Source organism: Bradyrhizobium sp. NBAIM14, assembly GCF_020193895.1.
GTDB classification, from domain to species: Bacteria; Pseudomonadota; Alphaproteobacteria; order Rhizobiales; family Xanthobacteraceae; genus Bradyrhizobium; species Bradyrhizobium yuanmingense.
In genome coordinates, this window is the sequence record NZ_JADYVQ010000103.1 from 1 (window position 1) to 414 (window position 414).

2 protein-coding genes are annotated in these 414 nt (G+C 67.6%); both read right to left on the reverse strand.

What is annotated here, in order from left to right:
• Nucleotides 1-156: phage holin family protein (locus I6F28_RS38025; protein ID WP_225143972.1), on the reverse strand; the 156-nt coding region annotated here is incomplete at its 3' end.
• Nucleotides 149-414: putative holin (locus tag I6F28_RS37205; protein WP_225143969.1), on the reverse strand; the 266-nt coding region annotated here is incomplete at its 5' end. The genes I6F28_RS38025 and I6F28_RS37205, both read right to left, overlap by 8 nt.

Sequence of the window (414 nt, forward strand, 5' to 3'; positions counted from 1 at the left end):
CTGCAGGGCCTGCCCGCCGGTGCTGACAATCAGCAGCCAGGCGCACCAAGCGATGCCGTGCCGATGGTTGGCGTTGGGTGCCGGCCGGTAGGTCAGCAGGCGCACGCAGATGGCCACGCAGCACAGCAGCGTGGCGGTGGTCAGCAGCTCAGCCATCGGAGCCTCCGCGCGGCAGACGGCTCGGATCGGCGCTGCGGCTGCGCTCGATCAAGGCCAGGGTGAGGGTAATGATGGTGGCCGCGCACAGGAACGCGGCCAGACCACTGGACGCCACATCGAAGCGGCGCATGACCTCCGTGCCGCCCATGTAGCCGGCCACCACGCTGATGGCCAAGTAGATCAGCCGCTTCCAGAGCGACAGATCCTTGGCGGATACGACGAACAGTGTGGCACCGGCGAACGCGCCGATGAATG